At 39.3% G+C, this 19,637-nt stretch carries 17 protein-coding genes; 2 read left to right on the top strand and 15 right to left on the bottom strand.

Annotated elements, in window-relative coordinates; genetic code table 11:
• Positions 1-15 precede the first annotated feature (15 nt).
• From NLF99_RS13575 to NLF99_RS13560, 4 genes are read right to left on the bottom strand one after another with little or no spacing between them, the layout of a single operon-like run.
• Complete coding sequence (locus tag NLF99_RS13575) at positions 16-1,713, bottom strand: sodium/solute symporter (protein ID WP_254528949.1); 1,698 nt, start codon at positions 1,711-1,713, stop codon at positions 16-18.
• Between the two features lie 31 nt (positions 1,714-1,744).
• The gene (araA, locus tag NLF99_RS13570; RefSeq protein ID WP_185217391.1) at positions 1,745-3,241 is read right to left on the bottom strand and encodes an L-arabinose isomerase; all 1,497 of its coding nucleotides are present in this window, start codon (positions 3,239-3,241) and stop codon (positions 1,745-1,747) included.
• A gap of 29 nt (positions 3,242-3,270) precedes the next feature.
• Entirely contained in the window at positions 3,271-3,963 is a 693-nt protein-coding gene (locus tag NLF99_RS13565) for an L-ribulose-5-phosphate 4-epimerase (protein WP_185213031.1), read from the bottom strand.
• The gene (locus NLF99_RS13560) at positions 3,956-5,602 is read right to left on the bottom strand and encodes a ribulokinase (protein WP_254528947.1); all 1,647 of its coding nucleotides are present in this window, start codon (positions 5,600-5,602) and stop codon (positions 3,956-3,958) included. The genes NLF99_RS13565 and NLF99_RS13560 overlap by 8 nt, the downstream gene beginning before the upstream one ends.
• Positions 5,603-5,962: 360 nt before the next feature.
• Between NLF99_RS13560 and NLF99_RS13555 the strand changes: the two genes are divergently transcribed.
• The gene (locus NLF99_RS13555; RefSeq protein ID WP_185213033.1) at positions 5,963-6,124 is read left to right on the top strand and encodes a hypothetical protein; all 162 of its coding nucleotides are present in this window, start codon (positions 5,963-5,965) and stop codon (positions 6,122-6,124) included.
• A gap of 76 nt (positions 6,125-6,200) precedes the next feature.
• Here the strand turns inward: NLF99_RS13555 and NLF99_RS13550 are convergent, their stop codons facing one another.
• The gene (locus tag NLF99_RS13550; RefSeq protein ID WP_254528945.1) at positions 6,201-7,319 is read right to left on the bottom strand and encodes an acyltransferase; all 1,119 of its coding nucleotides are present in this window, start codon (positions 7,317-7,319) and stop codon (positions 6,201-6,203) included.
• A gap of 192 nt (positions 7,320-7,511) precedes the next feature.
• Positions 7,512-9,818 (bottom strand): lipopolysaccharide assembly protein LapB, encoded by a 2,307-nt coding sequence (locus tag NLF99_RS13545; RefSeq protein WP_254528944.1) that lies wholly within the window; start codon positions 9,816-9,818, stop codon positions 7,512-7,514.
• Between the two features lie 243 nt (positions 9,819-10,061).
• Here NLF99_RS13545 and NLF99_RS13540 point away from each other — a divergent pair, with 243 nt between their 5' ends.
• Positions 10,062-10,442 carry a nuclear transport factor 2 family protein gene (locus NLF99_RS13540; RefSeq protein ID WP_254528942.1) on the top strand — a complete coding sequence of 127 codons (381 nt, stop codon included), beginning with the start codon at positions 10,062-10,064 and terminating at the stop codon, positions 10,440-10,442.
• 51 nt (positions 10,443-10,493) lie between these two features.
• On the opposite strand, the gene NLF99_RS13535 is transcribed toward NLF99_RS13540, so the two are convergent.
• From NLF99_RS13535 to miaB, 9 genes are all read right to left on the bottom strand, one after another.
• On the bottom strand, positions 10,494-11,477 hold the full coding sequence (locus NLF99_RS13535; protein ID WP_254528940.1) for an aldo/keto reductase: 984 nt from the start codon (positions 11,475-11,477) through the stop codon (positions 10,494-10,496).
• A gap of 67 nt (positions 11,478-11,544) precedes the next feature.
• Positions 11,545-12,342 carry a zinc-dependent peptidase gene (locus NLF99_RS13530; protein ID WP_254528938.1) on the bottom strand — a complete coding sequence of 266 codons (798 nt, stop codon included), beginning with the start codon at positions 12,340-12,342 and terminating at the stop codon, positions 11,545-11,547.
• 135 nt (positions 12,343-12,477) lie between these two features.
• The gene (groL, locus tag NLF99_RS13525) at positions 12,478-14,115 is read right to left on the bottom strand and encodes a chaperonin GroEL (RefSeq protein ID WP_185213039.1); all 1,638 of its coding nucleotides are present in this window, start codon (positions 14,113-14,115) and stop codon (positions 12,478-12,480) included.
• A 94-nt stretch (positions 14,116-14,209) separates the two neighbouring features.
• On the bottom strand, positions 14,210-14,485 hold the full coding sequence (groES, locus tag NLF99_RS13520) for a co-chaperone GroES (protein ID WP_185213040.1): 276 nt from the start codon (positions 14,483-14,485) through the stop codon (positions 14,210-14,212).
• 235 nt (positions 14,486-14,720) lie between these two features.
• Entirely contained in the window at positions 14,721-15,101 is a 381-nt protein-coding gene (gene secG / locus NLF99_RS13515; protein ID WP_185213041.1) for a preprotein translocase subunit SecG, read from the bottom strand.
• A 13-nt stretch (positions 15,102-15,114) separates the two neighbouring features.
• Positions 15,115-16,224, bottom strand: coding sequence for a hypothetical protein (locus NLF99_RS13510; protein ID WP_185213042.1), 1,110 nt, complete (start codon positions 16,222-16,224; stop codon positions 15,115-15,117).
• Between the two features lie 20 nt (positions 16,225-16,244).
• Complete coding sequence (locus NLF99_RS13505; RefSeq protein ID WP_185213043.1) at positions 16,245-16,775, bottom strand: LptE family protein; 531 nt, start codon at positions 16,773-16,775, stop codon at positions 16,245-16,247.
• A 1-nt stretch (position 16,776) separates the two neighbouring features.
• Entirely contained in the window at positions 16,777-18,048 is a 1,272-nt protein-coding gene (locus NLF99_RS13500; protein ID WP_185213044.1) for a sigma 54-interacting transcriptional regulator, read from the bottom strand.
• Between the two features lie 22 nt (positions 18,049-18,070).
• Complete coding sequence (miaB, locus tag NLF99_RS13495) at positions 18,071-19,504, bottom strand: tRNA (N6-isopentenyl adenosine(37)-C2)-methylthiotransferase MiaB (protein WP_185213045.1); 1,434 nt, start codon at positions 19,502-19,504, stop codon at positions 18,071-18,073.
• Positions 19,505-19,637 lie beyond the last annotated feature (133 nt).

Here is a 19,637-nt window from a genome sequence, read left to right as displayed (position 1 = left end):
GATTCTATTAATTTATTACCAAAACTTAACATACAATGCTCCTACAAGGAGAATCGTAATAACCACCATAACTGTTACTGAAGGCTCCAGCTTGAACATTCTTCTGTCCAATTCTAAGCCTTTAGGATTAATTTTAGGTCCCAATAAACTGATGGAAACCATCACGATCATGGTAAACAAAAATGCAAGGCCCATACAGATCTGGAATGGGATTTCATAGTTGCCTTGTGCGTTAGGATATGCAGTATAAAGGAAGGTTTCATGGCCGAACCATGCCGGTGCATAGTTATTGAAAACGACCGACAGCACAAATCCGGTAATCAAACCTGCAATGGCTGCAGCCCCTGTTGTTCTCTTCCAGAACATGCCCAATAAGAACATGGCAAACACTCCTGGAGAGATAAAACCGGTATATTTCTGGATAAAGGTAAAACCACCGGCTCCGCCAATTCCCAATAGATCATCCCAGGTAAATAACAATGAAACTATGATGGACAGCACAATGGTAATCTTACCCACTCGAATCAATTTCTTCTCCGAGGCATTCTTATCCATGTATTTATTGTAAATATCCATGGTAAAGATGGTCGCTATACTATTTGCCTTTCCTGCTAAAGAAGCTACTATGGCTGCAGTGAGGGCAGCTAAGGAAAACCCTTTCATGCCGTTTGGAAGGAATCCTAAGATTGCTGAGTAGGCATTATCAGGATTGAAATTTCCTCCTGGAGCCATTTCTTCTTGCAATGCACCGTTTTTATAGAGTACATAAGCAGCGATCCCTGGAAGCATGACGATGATAGGCATCAATAACTTTAAGAATCCGGCAAATAGGATACCTGTCCTAGCTGTCTTCAAATCGGCTCCTAAAGCACGCTGGGTGATATATTGGTTACACCCCCAATAATTTAAATTGACAATCCAGATTCCCGCAAGATACATCCCTATACCGGGAAGCATGAGGTATTTATTGATCTCTTCCTGCGTACTCTGTTCTGTAGGTTTATCCACTATCAGGTTAAAATGCTTGGGAGAATCCACCATCAATTGTTTAAAGCCTGCCAGCGCATCTTTCCCTAATCCGAAATGATCAGAAACGAGTGTCAATGCCACATAAGTGGTTGCCAAACCTCCAATAATCAAAACCACAACTTGTATTACATCCGTAAATCCAATAACCTTCATTCCCCCAAGGGTAATAATCACGGAGAAAACCGCGAGGGCGAGCATGATAATATGGAAGTTCTCACCACCGCCTAAATTACTGATGGCCAATGCCCCTAAGTATAGAATGGAGGTCAGATTGACAAATACATAAAGGAACAACCAAAAAATGGCCATAATAAGGGCCGTTGTTTCGTTATACCGCTGCTTCAGGAACTGAGGCATGGTAAATATTTTGTTCTTGAGATAGACGGGAATAAACCAAACCGCAACGATAATCAGAGCTATGGCCGCAATCCATTCATAAGCGGCAACAGCGATACCTACAGTAAAGCCGTTACCACTCATTCCAATAAATTGCTCAGCAGAGATGTTGGAGGCAATCAAGCTGGCTCCAATCGCCCACCAGGTCAAGGATCCTTCTGCCAAGAAATAATCCTTACTGCTCTCACTTGCAGATTTCTGCCTTCTATAAATCCAATATCCATAACCTGAGACTACGATAAAGTAAATCAAGAATATGACGTAGTCAATTGTTGCGAATTTTTCCATGATTGTAGGGTTTATTATTGGTTATTGTTGCTTATTGAAGTTTGAAGAAAGCTTCACTCCATTTTAGGTTATTCTCAAAATCTTTGAGATTTGTGGATTCATCTATGACGATTAATTCTAATCCAGCGATTCTTGCAAAATCAGCTAAGTATTCGGTGGTTAAATTTTGGCTGTAAACGGTATGATGCGCCCCACCCGCATATATCCAGGCTGTACAGGCAGTTTTCATGTCTGGTTCTGGTTGCCAAAGTACCCTTGCTACAGGCAGCTTTGGAAGCTTTTCCTTGACTTCAACCCCTTTTACGGTATTCACCACCAATCTAAAACGGTCGCCCATATCCACTAAAGCAGCATTCAAGGCTTTTCCTCCTTTAGAGTTAAATACTAACCTTGCTGGATCGGATTTGCCGCCAATCCCTAGCGGATGAACTTCTAACCTTGGTTTTTCTGCTGCTAAAGAAGCATCTACTTCTAACATATGGGAACCAAGAACCATTTCATTCTTAGGGTCGAAATGGTAAGTATAATCTTCCATAAATGCATTTGCACCCTCATAGCCTGTTGCCATTACCTTGCACGCTCTTACTATGGCTGGAGTTTTCCAATCTCCTTCACCAGCGAAGCCATATCCGTCCTGCATCAAACGCTGTACTGCCAAACCAGGCAATTGCAACATACCATGCAGGTCTTCAAAAGTATCGGTGAAACCTTTATAATTTCCCTTTTCCAAGAATGATCTTAAACCAAGTTCAATTCTTGCAGCTTCAACAACTTGTTTTCTGTTTTTACCGTTTTCTAGGACATCCTCTGCAAGTACATAGGCTTGTTCGTATTCCCTCACAAGCTTATTTACCGCAGCTTCCGAAACCTGATCTATTTCAGCGACTAAATCTCCGATTCCATGGGTGTTTACAGAGAAACCGAATTTAATCTCTGCTTCAACCTTATCACCTTCAGTTACTGCCACATATCGCATATTATCTCCAAAACGAACAAATTTAGCTCCTTGCCAATCATGCCACGCTGCAGCTGCCCTGCACCAGACATTGATCTGCGAAATGACTTCTTCATCCTGCCAATGGCCTGTCACGACCTTTCTTCCGATTCGCATTCTTGACACAATAAATCCAAATTCCCGGTCGCCATGTGCACTTTGATTTAGGTTCATAAAGTCCATGTCTATGGCATCCCAAGGGATATCTCGGTTAAATTGGGTATGTAGATGCAAAAGTGGTTTTTGCATGGCCTGCAGGCCTCTTATCCACATTTTGGCAGGTGAAAACGTATGCATCCAGGTAATCAACCCAATACAGTTTTCAGCTGCATTTGCTGCTGAAATTGTAGCGAATATTTCTTCTGAATTTCTGACGATAGGCTTGAATATTACTTTTACTGGTATATTGGAATGATCATTAAAGTAGGCTGAGATTTCCTTAGAGTGATCTGCTGCTTGTTTTAATGTTTCTTCTCCGTACAGATCTTGACTTCCAGTGATGAACCAAACTTCTAAGTTTTTTAAGGTAGGCATGTATTTATTATTTGAGGTTTATTAATGATTTATTGTCCATAGTAAGCATCTTTACCATGCTTTCTTTCATAGTGCTTGTTGATTAAGGAATCCTTCATTCGATGTACATCAGGGTTAATCTGTTCGGTCAGGAAGGCCATCTTTGCCACATACTCCAATACGGCTGCATTGTAAACTGCCTTTTTACCGTCCTTTCCCCAACAAAAAGGGGCATGATTGCCAACCAACATCATTTCAACTTCCTTATAATCTAAATGACTGTCCCTAAAATGATCGATAATCTGATATCCTGTCTGATATTCATAATTCCCTTTGATCATCTCGTCCTGCATTGGAGGAGCACATGGGATGTCCTTGGTCAGATGGTCTGCATGGGTTGTACCATAGATAGGGATATCTCTGTTGCTCTGTGCCCAAGCCGTTCCATAGGTGGAATGCGTGTGTACAATGGCCCCTATCTCTTCCCATTCTTTATATAGGACTGCATGGGTTTTTGTATCGGAAGAAGGCCTCAGATTGCCTTCGATAATGTTCGAATCAAAGTCTACTATTACCATATCGGATGGTTTTAGGTCTTCATATGGCACCCCACTTGGTTTGATCGCAAAAACCTTATTTTCCCGGTCTACGACACTAACATTTCCAAATGTAAATAGAACTAAGCCTAGCTTGGGTAATTCCATGTTGGCATCGTATGCTTCTTGTTTAATTCTGTTATACATGGTAAAGGTTATTTTCTAGTAAATCAGCTAATTGGCTGTATTTCTTGTATCGTTCGGCATAGATTGGAGCAAGTTCTGGATTAGGCTGGTATTCCACATCGAACCCTTGTCCCATTTTTTCCATCGCCTCTTCAACTGTTTCATAAATACCGCCTACAACTGCTGCAAACATGGCAGCTCCCAATGCACAGGTTTGCTCAGATTTGTGGACTTTAATAGGCATATTGATGATATCAGCCATCATTTGCATCACGAAAGGAGATTTTTTCGCCACTCCCCCTAAAGCAATAATCCCCTTAACAGGAATTTGCTGATCAATAAAGCATTCCACAATTTTCTTAGCTCCAAAACAGGTCGACTCTACGACAGCACGGAACAATAAGATTACATCAGTTGATAGGTTCAGATCAAAAAAAGCTGATTTTAGATTTTGATTCGCATATGGTGTTCTTCTGCCATTCAGCCAATCAATTGCCATTGGCTGGGAAAGCTTGGGCTTAATAGCACTTGCTTTCTCACTCAGCATAGGGATGATCTTTTTTTCAGCTTGCATAACCTGTTCATGATCCTTGCCCAGTAATTCTATCAATGGCCACATCAAAAGATCCTTAAACCAGGCATAAGCGTCACCAAATGCTGATTGTCCAGCCTCAAGGCCTGTCATTTTAGGAATAACAGAACCATTAACCTGTCCACAAATGCCTTCTACGGTAAAATCGAGCTCGCCAGGGACAACCAAGATATCACAGGTCGAAGTTCCCATTACCTTACTTAGGAAATAAGGCTCTATTTCTCCACCTACGGCCCCCATATGGCAATCAAAAGCGCCTGCTCCAACACTGACATTGGTACTCAAACCTAGCTTTTCCGCCCATTCTGCCGATAGTTTCCCAACTGACTCTGATGAACAATAGGTTCCTGTTCCTAACTTCTCGACATGTCCTTTGAGAAGTGGGTCTAATCCCTCGAAAAACTCACTTGGCGGATACCCTTGATATTCCTCTGCCCATAAACCCTTATGACCTGCTGCACAGACTCCACGCTTAACCTCATCCGCTGAATTTCCTCCGGTCAACAAAAAAGGCACCCAATCACAATGTTCTATCCATGTATATGCTTGGTCACGAATTCTTTCATCAACACGGGAAATATGCAATATTTTGGACCAGAACCATTCCGAAGAATAAACGCCACCAACATATTTTAGGTAATTATTATCATACTTTTCTGCATGTGTATTTATTTCTTTTGCCTCTGCAACTGCGGTATGATCTTTCCAAAGGATAAACATTGCATTAGGATTCTCAGCAAATTCCGGCAGTAAGGAAAGTGGAACTCCCTCTTTATTGATGGCAATCGGAGTGGAACCCGTGGTATCAACTGAAATAGCAACTACTTGAGATGCCCGCTCAGGTCCTGCCAGTTCTATACATCTCTTTATCGTGGCGGTAATCCCCTCGATATAATCTAAGGGATGTTGTCGAAACTGATTCTTTTCAGCATCATTGTAAAGACCTTTGGCCCATCGCGGATAGTAAAACACATCGGAAGATACTTCCTCCCCATTATTAGCATTTACCAAAATAGAGCGTACGGAATCTGTACCAAAATCTATCCCTATGACATAATTTCCTCGCATTGTGTAATTCTGTTGGTGTTGTATTTGATAGTTTATAATTGTTCAAACCAGAGGGTTGAATCATGAAATTTTCACATTTCATAATGCAATATATTAAAAATATTTAATTAACGTCATTTTAACACTTATTTATTCAAAATATATTTTATCGCTAGGGAGTTTTTTCAAATTCTTAATTATTTATTTATTCGAGAGATAAAATAGCGCTTCATTAGTGTAGACCATACACTACAATTAAAACTTAATAGCTAGAATAAACCTTGAGGAAAGTCCAATAGCATTAAATTTGTACTCTCTACAATAGTCACCCAACTATTTGTTAGTGATAATAGAACACACACAGCTATTAAAAGAATAAAAATGAAAAAGGAATATAAGCAACCTAAGATTGAGGTTACTTTAATATATACTGAAGAAGGTATTGCGGCAGGATCAGCAAAAGTTTATCCAATGAATCAAAATGGATTTATGGAAGACCAATGGATCCAAGAAGATGATGACAATCGTAATATTGATTGGTAATCTCAGCTCAAAGAAAAGAATTGAATTCGATAGGAAGCGACATTGGTATGTCGCTTTTTTTATTTTCTAATATTTGCTACCCTAGCTTAAAAAGCTTGTTTGGTTTATTTGAAATGATTCGTTGATAACTTGGAACTCTTCCACCTAATAGGAAAACAAAAACTTTAGGTATCATTTTCATCAACACAAAGTAGATGAAGCTACATATGGCAACACATAAAATCGGAATGATCAAGTAGGCATAAAACCGGTCCCAGCCTTCCATAAATAAATGATGATTGAAGAAAAATCCTTTCAACCATTCTATGATATAAATTTCATGGAACACATAAATAAAAAAGGAAAGTGAGCTGAAGCCAGTCAATTTGTTCATGACCTCATAATTATCATTGAGATAGGCGAATAAATTGAACATGGAAATAACGCCGGCTAAAATAAACACTCTCAAAAAATATTCATGATAATCAGTCCCACTGGCCTTTAAGGAAAGATAAAGGAAAAGAAATGTCAAACCCATTGCTGGATATTTAACCTTGTCAAATAGCTTGAGCATATCTCTTTTTTCCAAAGAAAAGTAGGCTCCTAAACTAAAGAAAAATATAGCGGTCATGCTAAATCCAGGAACAGGGATCTCAATAAAAGCTAAATACAGAATGGCCAGGCCCATAATTCCATAAGCCCTGAAATACTTGATAAAATAAACTATCAGCGGGGAAATCAATACCATAACAATCAGATCTCGCAGGTACCATAATGGAAAATTTATCGGCACCTCCCAGAGATTATGGTAGAAACCAGCATTCATGAGAATCCCAAAATCATCATCAACGGGTTTACCTAACTTGATGAAAATAAAATTCTTAGAGAATATCGCGATTCCAGTAATGATATTCCAAATAATATAAGGACTAATTATCGTCCTAAACCTGCTTCTAAACTGCTTTTTATAGAAAGGAAGAACATTTCCTGAAAAGCTTTTGAAAAAGTAAAAGCCAGAAACCAGAAAATAGCATCTAACCGAAAACTTCGCAATATGATGGGAAAACATTTCCGAAACCAAGACATAAGTGTCATTGGCGGAAATATTGAACTTTATGGTAGGATATGCAAAAGGCGCCAAATGAGCAATAACCACCAGAAAGATCAAGGGCATTCTCATTGTGTCGATAACTTTCGACAGCTTTTCACTATTCATATTGAATAATTAACAATGTACAGTAAAAGAAAAAATCTTTAATAGTTAAATTTGGCGTATTAATAAGGGCGCATAAAGGATAAACCCCTCTGTGTGATTTTAATTCATTCCAAAAGTAATGCAATATTACACATAAAAACATGTCGCGTAATAGATCATTACCGAAAAAACATAGTGAATTATGGCAGGTTACTAAAATCCTAATTTGGATAACAAGCCCGGTTTTTTCCAAGTTTGTTTAAAATGCTCTGCAATGGCATCATGATCATCATAGGATAAAATATAATCTAATATTTTATGGGCTTCCTTGAGATATCCTTGTTGATAATTTACATGGGCTTTTGCCAATAGAACCTCCTCAGAAAGACTATCATAGGCCCACTGTTCCACCTTATAGATCTCTTGAAAACGATCGACCAATATATTCACTTGGCCAAGGTCATTTTGTTTGTCATATAACTTGATACCGTAACTCAGCCATATCACATATTCATTGCATTCCATAGCTTCTAGGCAAAAGGCATCATAATCACTGAACATCGCCGCCCCTTCCCTATATTGCCCAACTAGATAATGACTTTTGACAATCAAATAGATGGTTTTCGCCTTATCAAAGTCATTCAACAGAAAGGATTGTTTATTCTCCAGATAAAGTCTTGCCGATTTATTCACATGCTCATAATCCTCAAGTTCGTTATAGGCCTGCATCAAATTATATTGGGGATTCGCTTCATCGGGATACTTCTCAGCGATTGCTAAATAGTAGTCTCGCCTCTCTGATGCAGATTTATGTTCAAATTCATGGTACAAAATAGATTCAACGGTATTTTTGGCAGCTTCAAAATCCCTGAAATCAAAATCAGAAATATCTGGGTTCTCCAAATAATGCTCGTAAATCTGGAACAGGAGTTCCTCTGCCTCAGCTTTAATATCTGAGGACATTTCCAATTTATGGTTTACAATCACCCAGTCCGCTTTATGCTGTAGGTGCCTATAATACGATGCACTTTGCTCATCGTAAATACTGAAGTAATTTTCCAGGGCTTTCTGGGCTTTGGGATAATCTTCTTGTTTCAAAAGGGCATCAATAAGGGTGTGATTTAATTCTGGGAACTCAGAATGTTTAAACCCTTCCTCTGCCACCGAAACAGCCGCAGGATAGTTGCCTAATGCAGTATAAACGATTGCCAGGTTGTTACAGCACATTGCCCAGCAATGCTCATCACCATAAAAGTCACTTTCGAAGGCAAAATCTTCAAAATACTTTCTAAATGCATCAAAGGACTGCTGGTAAAGTTTTACATCCAATACTCTCAAGCCTTCCTTAATTGCATCTTCAGCCATATTTTTCAGAAAGTCATCCAAATTAACCCCTTCGTTATAGATATCCCTAGGTAAACTTGCAAACATCGGAACTTCCTGTTCAACCAAGCCCGTGGACAACAATTGAGACTCTACCATCCTCCTCCAAGTGGTCACATCAGGATGAATACTCACCCCTTTCTTCAAAATAGAATAGGCATCATCAAAATTGCCCATCTCATATAAATAAGTGCCAACGAAATGATTTGCAGCAAAGTTATTCGGATATTTCCCTAAGAGTTCCAATCCATGTTGATAGTAATAGTCCTCAGGAACACCCAATGGCTCATAATAGTTTCTTTCAATAATTAACTGATAATAGAAAACATCCGGATTGTTATAACCCAGTTCAATTTGCTCCTTAAATCGTTGATGCCATTTCACAAAGCCTTCGAGAACCTCAGGTTCATGGTTGTCTCCTTTTATCAACTTCAACAATACTTTTAAAGCAACGTCCAAGCCATTGCCTTGGAAAGCAATCTCTGCTAAATCTAAATATTCAAGATCCTGAGGACTAACAAAGTGAAAAATTCCCTTATCAATCATTTCCAGCAATTCAACTTTCTCTGTTACCCCATCCCTGTCCAAAAGATAAACCTTCTTTATCCAGCAAATCGAGATATTGCGATCCTTTAACTCCCGGAAATCTGCAAACTCGATCTCGAAGAAAGCAATTGCCTCATTTAAGGACTTCAGTAGAGCATCATCTTCTTTTAAGATCTCATATATCTTGATTTCAAATTCAAATCCGAAAACTTTGTTGAGAGGGTCTTGCTTGAGTTTTTCGGCATATCCAAGCAGTTCAGCTTTATTACTCTGGGTGAGGTCTACATTGGGTCTAGCAATTTGCTCCAGCACATATTGATTGCCTAGTTGATAATTTAATAGATTATATAAAACCTTTGGATTGTTAGGTTCATAGTTCAGTACACGCTTGAGGTATGGGATTACCTGCTTTTTTATAACCTTATATGCTTGTTCAGGCCCCGCTTCTAAAGCTAAATCATGATGGGCAATCGACATCAGGTAAAGAACATCCGTATCCTTGGGATTATCTAATAAAAATTCTTCCCCCTTTTCTATACACAACTCCAGTTCCCCAGCATAAAACAACTGCTCTAATTCTTCGTAACTCATCTATTAAATTTTAATGCTAAAAGCATGTTAAGCTTAAATCAAATTTGATTCCTAAAGCAAAATACGAAAGTTAAGCCTCATTTATTATAGGTATTTTCCAAGTTTTTAAAGGTTAACATATTCATAATATACCTCTTTTTTCAACTAACTGAAAGCCAATTCAATAAAAACGAGCCTAAAAATGGGCGATATTAAAAGAGAATTCTCTTATCTTTAATTCGATCACTAAATCGAACTTACAACATGAATAGCAGGGAAGAAATAATCAAGAACTATATTAACGGCTATAATAGTTTCAACACAGAAATGATGTCTAGAGATTTAGATGAAAACCTTCTGTTCGAAAATATATCCAATGGAAATGTAACTGATTCACTTGTGGGGAAACAAGAATTTATGAATCAGGCAGAACAGGCAAAGTCCTTTTTCTCTGAGCGGCATCAAAAGATCACCGCAATGGAACACTTCGAAAACTATTCTGAAATCACTATTGAGTACTCCGCTAAACTTTCTAAAGATCTTTCACCAGAATTAAATATTGGAGACAGCATCCAACTCGACGGAAAATCAATCTTTGAATTCAGCCCAGAAAATAAGATCATTGTGTTAAAGGATATCAGTTAAATTGAACGTTATTAATCTTCTTAATAACGTTCAATATTATTCTTTTTAAGATTAAAAGGCATCAACTACCGCATTCATGAAATCCAATTCCTCTTGGGTTAGATTGAAATCCATGGCCTTCGCATTTTGAACAGACTGCTGGGCATTTCTAGCGCCAGCCAAGGCGATCGTAATACCAGGACGTTCAACGGTCCAGCGGAGGACTAATTGCGCCAAAGTAACCCCCTTATCATCTGCCAGTGGCTTTATCCGCTCCAACAAGATGTTGGTCTTCTCAATAAAATCAGGCTGGAAGTGCGGATGTTTGGCTCTATGGTCGCCCTCCTGGAACTGATGACCAACATGGATCTTACCGGTCAAAAGACCTCTTTCCAATGGACTATAGGCTAGTACAGCTTTATTATGTTTAATACAGTATGGAATGGTCTCTTCCTCCACTGCCCTGTTCACCATGCTAAAAGGGATCTGGTTAGAAACCAATGGCAAGGTCTTCTCAGCTTCAGCCATCAATTGGGCGTTATAATTACAAACCCCAGCATATCTGATTTTTCCCTGTTCGATCAATTGGGCAACTGCTTCAAAGGTTTCATCCAAAGGGGTCGTTGAATCTGGCCAATGGATCTGATAGAGATCGATATAATCTGTCCCAAGCCTTTTTAGACTCTGTTCACATTCATAAATAATACTATCCTTTCCAGCATATTTATAGATTTCAATATCTTCACCATTGTTTTTCTTACTGTGAAAGGCGAAATCGCCTTCCGCTAAATCCCAGCGCATCCCAAACTTAGTCAGGATTTGGGTTTTATCCCTAGGGATATCCTTCAGGGCTTCTCCAACAATCTCTTCGCTGGTTCCTTGACCATAAATAGGAGCTGTATCAATAGTGGTCACACCCACCTCGTAGGCCGCGACTATAGCCTCAATGGCTTCTTTACGATCGGTCGACCCCCACATCCATCCACCTGCTGCCCAAGCCCCAAATGTAATTACCGAAGCATTGATCTCACTGTCTCCTATATACCTGTATTCCATAATATTTTAATTTTTTGTTTTGACCTATTCAATTAAACAACAGCACATTAATTAAAAATGTTTAGTATTATTCTTCTTTATTTCCATTGTATATTTCATTCAGCATGGAATATAGTTCCGGATGATCTGATTTCAACATTTTAGGTTTCTGAAAGAAATATTCCGAAACAACCGCCAAGAATTCTGCTGGATTTGTAGCTGCATAATCTCTAATATCTGACTTGTCTCTTCTGATGGCTGAAATGGTAGCTTGCATCTCCTCCAACCAAGGATGGATCAAACTTTTGGGGATCAAATATTCCGGAATTCCATCCACCTCCCCATCTGCCTTATCAATAAGGTGAACAAATTCATGGATAGCAGTATTGCTTTCCCCGTTTTGGTTGAATCCGGCCATCAATGCAGAAAGCGACAGGATCATCTTTCTGTGCATGGCACCATCTCCCACCATCCCAAGGATATTTCTTTTTTCATCTTCAATATCATACTTTTCACTGAAGGTTCCTGGATAGACAAGGACTTCATCTAAGTTTTCATAAGACCAATTTTCAAAATGAAAGAGGGGAATGGTGGCACTGGCAGCTATCAGAATCTTATGTTCATCATTGATCACAGCACCTTTTTCCGGAGAAATCTTTGTGGTAGCCAAAAAATAGGAAACCCTCTTGATGAATTTACCCTGTTCAGTTACGTTCAATTGCTTGAAGAAGTTCACTTTTTCTCGAAGCACATTTTCTATTTCACTTTCGTCTGGAATCACCTTGTTGACCACCTTTTTATTGCCCACTTTTTTCCAGATGTAGACTGCCAGTCCAATACCAATTGAAAAGACGATAAGAAGGGCAATGATATTATAAGTTTCCATATATATTTAATTGAGGTAGCACAAATTCTAATATACAAATAATGATGCGTTGAAGTCGGTAATAAACGTTTGCGGGCATACAAAAAAAGAGCTTCCCAATTGGAAAGCTCTTTTGTATCTATTAAGGGATGATGATTACATCATTCCACCCATGCCACCGCCCATTGGAGGACCGCCAGCACCTACTGGGTTGTCTTCTGGTTCATCAGCAAGTACACACTCTGTAGTCAATAACATGGAAGCTACTGAAGCAGCATTCTCTAACGCTACACGTGATACTTTAGTAGGATCGATAACTCCAGCAGAAATCAAGTTCTCAAACTTGTCTGTACGAGCATTGTATCCATAATCTGCTGTTCCTTCTTTAACTTTTTGAACGATTACTGCACCTTCAATACCTGCGTTTGCACAGATCTGACGTAATGGCTCTTCAATAGCACGTTTGATGATATCGATACCGATTTGCTCATCTTCGTTTTCGCCTTTTAAGTTAACCAAAGCTTCTGTTGAACGGATGAAAGCAACACCACCACCAGCAACAATACCTTCTTCTACTGCAGCACGAGTAGCGTGAAGAGCATCATCAACGCGGTCTTTTTTCTCTTTCATCTCTACTTCCGAAGCAGCACCAACGTAAAGAACAGCAACACCACCTGACAATTTAGCCAAACGCTCTTGCAATTTCTCACGATCGTAGTCAGAAGTTGTAGTTTCAATTTGTGAACGGATTTGAGCAACACGTGCCTTAATATCTTCCACGTTTCCAGCACCGTTAATGATAGTTGTGTTATCTTTGTCAACAACAACTTTCTCTGCTTGTCCTAAATAAGATAATTCAGCATTTTCTAATTTGAAACCTCTCTCTTCAGAAATTACTGTACCTCCAGTTAAGATAGCGATATCTTCCAACATTGCTTTACGACGGTCACCGAATCCAGGAGCTTTAACAGCAGCAACTTTCAGTGATCCACGGATTTTGTTAACTACCAAAGTAGCTAAAGCTTCTCCGTCTAAATCTTCTGCAATGATCAATAAAGGTTTTCCAGTTTGAACTTGTTTTTCCAAGATTGGCAACAACTCTTTCATGTTGCTGATTTTCTTGTCATAGATCAAAATGTAAGGGCTTTCTAATTCCGCTTCCATTTTATCCGAGTTAGTTACGAAATATGGAGATAAGTATCCTCTGTCAAATTGCATACCTTCCACAGTTTTCACTTCAGTTTCAGTTCCTTTTGCTTCTTCAACAGTGATTACTCCGTCGTTTCCAACTTTTTCCATTGCTTCAGCGATCAATGAACCGATAACTTCGTCATTGTTTGCAGAAATCGAAGCAACTTGTTTGATTTTATTGTTGTCAGCACCTACTACTTGTGATTGAGATCTTAGGTTCTCTACTACAGCAGCAACAGCTTTGTCAATACCACGTTTTAAATCCATTGGATTTGCACCAGCAGCTACCGACTTAATACCTGGAGCTACGATTGCTTGAGCTAAAACAGTAGCAGTAGTTGTTCCGTCACCCGCTTGGTCAGCAGTCTTAGATGCAACTTCCTTAACCATTTGTGCGCCCATGTTTTCCAGAGCATCTTTCAATTCGATTTCTTTCGCAACTGAAACACCATCTTTAGTGATTGCTGGAGAACCAAATTTTTTCTCAATGATTACGTTACGACCTTTTGGACCTAAGGTAACTTTTACTGCGTTTGCAAGTGTGTCAACACCTTTTTTCAGGGCGTCGCGCGCTTCTACATTATATTTTACTTGTTTTGCCATTGTTATATGAAATTGAATCTTAGGTATTAGGTTTTTCAATAGATCTCAAACCCAAAACCTACTGTGTTTTAATTTTTTATCGTTGATTTTTTAATTACAGAACTGCGTAGATATCAGCTTCGCGCATAATTAAATATTCTTTTCCTTCATAGGTAATCTCTGTACCTGAGTATTTGCCGTACAACACTTTGTCACCTACTTTTACAGTCAATGGTTCTTCAGGTTTACCAGCACCAACAGCTACAACTGTTCCTTGGGATGGTTTTTCTTTCGCTGTGTCAGGAATATAGATACCTGATGCTGTTTTTTCTTCTGCTGGAGCAGGCTCAACTACTATTCTGTCTCCGATAGGTTTAATACTTAATGCCATAATTGTATATCAATTTTATTTTTTTCGATTACGTAACTCAAAAGCATCACTAACTATGCCAATTGAAATTAAGCAAAATATTTTGCCATTTTTGCATTAACTGTCATTTTTCATGACAGTTAACCATCATCTTAATGTCATCATGACACCAATTCCGTATCCCTCCCAAAACATAAAAACAAGAAACCCTGCCTAAAACTAGACAGGGTTCTATTTCTTTAGCTATTAAGCCTGATTACTTTGTCGTATCGGTAGCAGCTGGAGTTTCAGTTGCCGGAGTTTGAGTAGTTCCTGTTGGAGCTCCTGTTGCAGGAGTCGCCGAAGGATTAAGGTTCAAGTTAGGAGCCGTTACTGGCGCCTCAATTTGATCTCCCAAACCACCTGTGTTGGATGATGATGGACCAATAATATTTATTGCAATACAAAATACCATTAAGGCAATCGCAAAAATCCATGTTCCTTTTTCTAAAATATCACCTGTGCGTTGCACACCAATTAAATTAGCGCCACCAGAAAATCCTGAGGATAAACCTCCCCCTTTAGGGTTCTGAATCAATACAAAAAACGCTAATAATAAGCTTGCTAGAATAATTAGGATAATAAATAATACGTCCATTTCTATATTTCAATTATAACTTTTGTTCAATCTCTTTAATTCGGGTCGCAAAGTACGATTTTTTTTCTGGATTATCCGAAATTAATTTTCTAAATACCATGATCGCTTTTTCATACATCCCCTGTGTCTCGTAAATGTTCGCCAAGGTCTCGGTCACTACCTGTAATTGGTCTTCAGAACTACTACGGGCCTTATTTTCGGTATTGATGGTCTCTGCCTTTGGAGGCTGGATCTGAGGCTCCTCACGAATGAACTTCTCGATCACCTCATCCATCATCTCCGTAGACTTAAACTCTACCGTTTCCTTTTTATGTTTATCACTAAGCTTATCCGAAGGATCCTGCAAATGGAAGATATTCTCCCTGATCTGCTGATCCAATATCGCCTCATCTAATTTTTTAGGATCAAACTGACCTTTTTGCTGTTTCGGCAACACAGGCGAAGAAAAAGGCTGATAGGTATCGGCATGCTCCATCCTAGTCTTATACAGCCACCATCTAAAACTGTATGGCATCAATTCATCGTTGTACAGACTGATATCCTCTTCCGGACTTCTTTTATTTTCTTCTTCCTGAGCAGGCACTTCTTCATCTGATTCCACAGAAACAAGCTCTTCCGACTCTACATCATGTTCCTCTTCTCCAGCATATTCCCTTTCAATATCGTACCCCGCAGCGAATTCAAATGCAGGCTCTTCCTCCTTTATCTCCTCTTCTTGACGCTCAACAACCTCATCTTCCACTTCGTCAAGATCATTTGCTGGCTCCGCGATAGTTTCTTCAACCTCTGGGATACTCTCTACATCTACTGCCTCAACTTCCGTTTCCTCTATCAGCCCATCACCGTCAAGCTCCTCATAGGCAATATAATCATCAGAGTCCACTTCTATCTCAGGGATAACCTCAATTGGTTTTTGTAAATAATCACGTAGCCAAAAAGGATTATTGGCATAGATCAAAGTTCGCTGCTTATCAATGCTTTGTCCTTCTAAAAATTTCTTGCGTTCATAGGCATATATTATAGGCTGGGAATATGGATACTTGGTCAGGAGTTGCTCAAAATCAGCAACACTAACTTCCATGGGGTTTTCCAGTGCTTTTCTAAAAATATATACTTGATCCATGTGATTCAAAGGCTCTTTTTTTACCAGTTATTAAATGCGCGGTTAAATACATCTTCGGTCAACATCTTGACAATCTCTTGGTTTAAGGTCATTTCTTGGCTATTTACCTGTCCTCTAAATTCCTTAAACTGCGTAAAAGACTCCTCAAAGTCACTTTCACCGGTCTCATCTTTCCTATTCACGTATTTTACCTTAACTGTAATGGATAGTCGGTTTAATGCTGCCATATCTGTCCCAGCTTCCACTGCCGCAGGCGTAATCGCATAGTTGGTGATCACTCCTGAAAAGATAGCATCTCCATCCTGATTTACTTGGCTCAACTTAGATTGGGTCCTTATACGCTCCTTCAACCCCTCCGTAAAGGTCTGGCTCAAGGTAGCAGATACAAAAGGCGAAATATTCTCAAATATCTCCACCGAATAGGTTTTCATGTTTTCGGGAATCGACCCTCCACTCAAACTATATTTTACACCGCAACCATTAAAAGTAAGTATTACTAAAGCAGCAACAATAAATGTAATGAAATTGCCTTTATTCTTAAAATTGGACATATTAATCTAAGTTCAAATCCTTAATCTTTCTATAAAGCGTACGCTCAGAAATTCCTAATTCCTGCGCCGCTGCTTTACGCTTGCCTTTATGCTTCTTGAGGGCTTTCTTGATCAAATCAGACTCCTTATCAAGTAAAGATAATGATTCTTCTACCTCTTCCACATCTTGGGTATCATACAAATAATCATTTGCATTCCCATTCGGCTGATTAGGATTATGGATGGTAATCGTTGGATTTGGATTAACAGGATAGTCTTCTGAACCAATGGCCGCAGAACTTGGCCTGATCTCCTGATACAATTGATTGATATAAGGTGAATTTTGATCCATGGTTCCTTGATTGAAACCCTTCTGCATCAACTCAACGACTAATTTCTTTAAGTCGACCATATCCTTCTTCATGTCGAACAGAACCTTGTACAACAAATCTCTTTCCGAGAAATTCTCCTTCGACTGATCCTTTAATGGCATCGGAAGAGTAGTACTTTGGGTCTCAACTGGCAGATAATGGCTTAAAATCTGTGCGTTGACCAACCTTTCCTTCTCTAGAACGGCAATCTGCTCTGCAATATTTTTCAATTGCCTCACATTTCCCGGCCAGCTATAGTTACGCAACATTTCTTGCGCGTCTTCTGTAAGTTGAATACCCGGTGAACGGTATTTATCTGAGAAATCCACAACGAATTTCCTAAATAAAAGGACAATATCTTCCTTACGCTCTCGCAAAGCTGGAATACGCAATGGAACAGTATTCAATCTATAATATAGATCTTCCCTGAATTTCCCCTTCTTTACCGCTTCATAAACATCAACATTCGTCGCAGCAACTACGCGAACATTTGTTTTCTGAACTTTAGACGATCCAACACGGATATATTCACCCGACTCCAGAACCCGTAACAATCGTGCCTGCGTACCTAAAGGTAATTCACCAACTTCATCTAGGAAAATGGTCCCTCCATCAACGACTTCAAAATATCCTTTCCTTGCTTCATGGGCTCCCGTAAAAGAACCTTTCTCATGACCAAACAATTCAGAATCAATCGTTCCCTCTGGAATCGCACCACAGTTTACCGCGATAAACGGACCATGCTTGCGGCCACTTAATTGATGGATGATATGTGAAAACACTTCCTTACCAGAACCACTTTCACCTTGAATCAAAACCGAGATATCGGTAGGTGCTACCTGACGTGCAATATCGATCGCACGATTTAGTAATGGAGAATTCCCAATAATCCCAAACCTGCTCTTAATATCTTGATGATCCATTATTAATATTTAGTGTTTGATATTAATCAACTATTTTCCCAATCAATGTTGCAGATGTACAGCTTTCGCCTAACACATTCACATAATCTCCTACTTTATAGCGTTCATCTACTGGAAATACAACCATAGTATTTTGATCGTTTCTTCCGCAGAAATCCTTGTCAGAACGCTTTGAAGTCCCTTCAATCAATACTTTTTGAACCTGACCTACAAATTTTTCGATTCTATATAAGCTATGCTCACGTTGAAGATCCACAATCTCGGTCAACCTGCGTTTTTTAACTTCTTCAGGAATATCATCCTCATAACGTTTGGCAGCCAAAGTTCCCGGACGTTCTGAATAAGCAAACATATAGGCGTAATCATATTTTACATAATCCATCATGGAAAGGGTTTCCTGATGTTCTTCCTCAGTTTCAGTACAGAAACCGGTGATGACATCTGTAGAAATCCCACATTCTGGAATAATACGGCGAATGGCTTCAATTCTGTTGATATACCATTCTCGGTCATAGGTCCTATTCATTAACTCCAATACGCGGCTGTTTCCAGACTGAACCGGTAAATGGATGTATTTACAGATATTCTCATATTTTGCCATGGTATACAATACCTCATCTGTAATGTCCTTAGGATGTGAGGTAGAAAACCTGATCCTTAATTCTGGACTCACTTCAGCAACCAATGCCAACAATTGCGCAAAGTTCACGGTAGGCTTAGCCTCTTCTCCCTCTGCCACCGCTGGCGTATATTTATACGAGTCTACGTTCTGTCCCAATAAGGTTACTTCCTTGTACCCAGCATTGAATAGGTCTTGCGCTTCTTTCACAATAGATTCCACATCACGACTTCTTTCTCTACCCCTTGTAAATGGAACAACACAGAATGAACACATATTATCACAACCACGCATAATGGAAATGAACGCTGAAATACCATTCGAATTTAATCGCACCGGACTGATATCAGCATAAGTTTCCTCCCTAGATAACAATACGTTTACAGCACGACCACCTTCATCAACTTTTTCAATCAAATTAGGAAGATCACGGTAAGCATCTGGCCCAACCACAACATCCACCAACTTCTCCTCTTCCAAGAATTTAGCCTTCAAACGTTCCGCCATACAGCCTAAAACGCCTACAACCATCCCAGGGTTCTTAGCCTTCGCAGATTCAAACTCCTTCAGCCTATTCCTAACACGTTGTTCAGCATTCTCACGGATCGAACAGGTGTTGATAAACACTACATCGGCATCTTTATAGTCCTTAGTAGTCTCAAAACCCTTATCCATTAGGATAGATGCCACAATCTCACTGTCAGAAAAATTCATCTGACACCCGTAACTCTCTATATATAACTTACGCCCAGTGGATTTCCCTGTAGGCAGCATATCTAAAGCCTCGCCTTGACGAGATTCATCATGCGTTTTTGTTGTATGCGATAACTCTAACATAGTCAATTTTCAAAGACTACAAAGTTAGTAATTATCTATTAAACAAATGACAGTTTGTCAGCAGTTGAGGAAAATTTAACAAAAATCCCCTCCCAAGTCTGTTCCACCCTACCTTGGTTTTATAACATCTTCA

It is taken from the genome of Sphingobacterium sp. LZ11T8 (assembly GCF_024261425.1).
In the GTDB taxonomy this organism is placed as follows: Bacteria; Bacteroidota; Bacteroidia; order Sphingobacteriales; family Sphingobacteriaceae; genus Sphingobacterium.
The sequence above is the reverse complement of the archived record's forward strand: the minus strand, read 5'-3'. Positions and strand labels throughout refer to the sequence as shown.